The organism is Rhizobacter sp. (assembly GCF_031412075.1).
Taxonomy (GTDB): Bacteria; Pseudomonadota; Gammaproteobacteria; order Burkholderiales; family Burkholderiaceae_C; genus Rhizobacter.
The window spans coordinates 1-2,131 of sequence record NZ_JANOCG010000484.1; the positions used below are offsets into that span (position 1 = coordinate 1).

A 2,131-nucleotide genomic window follows, 5' to 3' on the forward strand; every position below is an offset into this window, starting at 1 on the left:
TGGTGGCGGTGCTGAACAGCAGCGCCGCCAGCAGGAAGCCCGAGCCCTGGGCGATCACCTCGAGCGCGGCGCTCAGTTGTTCGGGTGGCAGGCTGGTGTCGAGCTCGGTGCCAAACACCGCCAGCAGCACCAGGCCCACCAGCACGTCGAGCGCCAGCGACAACAGAACGCCGATGACGATTGCCTTGGGATCGAATCTGCTCATCGCGTGCGGCCGGCTGGGAAAGGCCCGCAAGCATAGCCGCCCTCCGCGGTGCCTGCGCCAGCCGACTCAGGCCGATGCGGCTCGCGCGTTCTCTTTTTCCTGGAGCGCGCGCCACATCACCTTGCCCGTGCCCGACTTGGGCAAGGCCTCGACAAACTCGACGATGCGCGGGATCTTGTAGGCCGCCATGTTGGCGTGCGACCAGTCGATGATCTCTTGCTCGCTCACCTGGCCGGCCTGGTCTTTCTTGAGCACCACGAAGGCCTTGACGGTCTCGCCGCGTTTGGCGTCTTTGGCGGAAATGATGCAGGCCTCCTGAACGGCAGGGTGCTGGTACAGCAGCGCCTCCACCTCGGCCGGCCAGACCTTGAAGCCCGCCGCGTTGATCATGCGTTTCAGGCGGTCGACGAAGAAGAAGTAGCCCTCGGCGTCGGTCTGCCCCAGGTCGCCGGTGCGCAGGAAACGTTTGCCGTCGATCTCGACAAACGCGTCGCGAGTGGCGTCGGGGTTTTTCCAGTAGCCCACCATCACCTGCGGGCCGCTGACGATGATCTCGCCGGTCTCGCCGGGGGGCAGCTCCTGCAGCGTGTTCGGGTCGACCACGCGGGCGTCGACGTCGAACACCGGCACGCCCAGGCACTGCTTCTTGGAGCGATCGGGCGGGTTCATGTGGGTGGCGGCGTTGGTCTCGGACATGCCGTAGCCCTCGCCGTACTTGAGGCCGAGCTTTTTCTCCAGGATGTCGGCCACCGCCTGCGGCATGGCCGCGCCGCCGCCGCCGATGCGGCGCAGGCTCGAGAGGTCGTACTGGTCGAGCTTGGGGTTGGAGACGAAGTCGACCACCATCGCGGTGATCAGCCCGAGGCCGGTGATGCGGTAGCGTTGCACGCATTCGGCGGCGGCGTCGCGGTCCCAGCGCGGCAGCAGCACGACGGTGGATCCACCGAAGAGCACGCCATTCATCGCGCCTTGCATGCCCGTCACGTGGAACAGCGGCAGCACCGCCATCGACACCGTGCCCTGGTTGCCCTGGCCCCACACGCCGCCCGACACCGTGTTGTACATGGTGGTGCGGTGGGTGTGCATGCAGCCCTTGGGGTGGCCGGTGGTGCCCGAGGTGTAGGGCATCACGCACAGGTCGTCGGGGCCGGCGGTGAGCGGGCCGGGCGTGAGCTGGCGCGCCATCGCATCGGACCACATCGAGACGCCCGCGCCTTCGATGCGCACGCGCGGCGCGGCCACAAAATCGGGCACGTTGAGGGTGGTCGGTTGGCGCAGGTAATCGCTGTAGGCGGCCACGATGAGGTGGTCGAGGCTGCTCTCGTCACCACCCGGGTTGAGCAGCGGCTTCACGCGCGGGTACAACTCCTGCGAGACCAGTGCCATCTTGGCGTCGGCGTCGGCCACGTAGTGCTTGAGCTCGCCGGTGAGGTTCATCGGGTTCACCGGCACCACCACCGCATTGGCCCGCAGGATGGCGTAGTAGCCGATCATGAACTGCGGGCTGTTTTGCATGTAGAGCAACACGCGGTCGCCCTTTTTCACGCCACACACCTGCTCCAGGTAGCCCGCCAGGTCTTCGGTCTCTTGCTTGAACTGCGAGAAGGTGATCGGCGTGTCGTAGAAGATCAGGAACGGCTTCTTCGGGAAGCGTGCCGCCGAGACCTCGACGTTGTAGTACAGGTTGGTCTCGGGCACGTGCAGGTGGCGGGGCGCGTGTTCCGGCCAGAAGGCGAAGTGACGGTCAGACATGGTGTTGCGCCTCGGGGTGGGGTGGGGCTTTCAAGCCTTCGTTTTGGGGGCCATGTACTTGGCCAGCTCCGTCTTGCCGATGGCGTTCAAGTGAACCTCGTCGGGGCCGTCGGCAAAGCGGATGGTGCGTGCGCTGGTGTAGGCCGCGGCGAGCGGCGTGTCTTGCGACACACC

General features: G+C 66.3%; 2 protein-coding genes and 1 pseudogene. All 3 read right to left on the reverse strand.

What is annotated here, in order from left to right:
- Window positions 1-205, reverse strand: a 205-nt coding sequence (locus tag RMO40_RS18075) for a hypothetical protein (RefSeq protein ID WP_309724389.1), incomplete at its 3' end; no start/stop codon positions are given.
- A gap of 66 nt (window positions 206-271) precedes the next feature.
- Window positions 272-1,957, reverse strand: a complete 1,686-nt coding sequence (locus tag RMO40_RS18080) for a long-chain fatty acid--CoA ligase (protein ID WP_309724391.1) — start codon at window positions 1,955-1,957, stop codon at window positions 272-274.
- 30 nt (window positions 1,958-1,987) lie between these two features.
- Window positions 1,988-2,131: pseudogene (locus RMO40_RS18085) on the reverse strand (acyl-CoA dehydrogenase); the annotation flags it as partial.

Excerpts from the sequence above, each read along its gene's own strand:
- RMO40_RS18080 (WP_309724391.1), bottom strand. The coding sequence starts at position 1,957 with ATGTCTGACCGTCACTTCGCCTTCTGGCCGGAACACGCGCCCCGCCAC.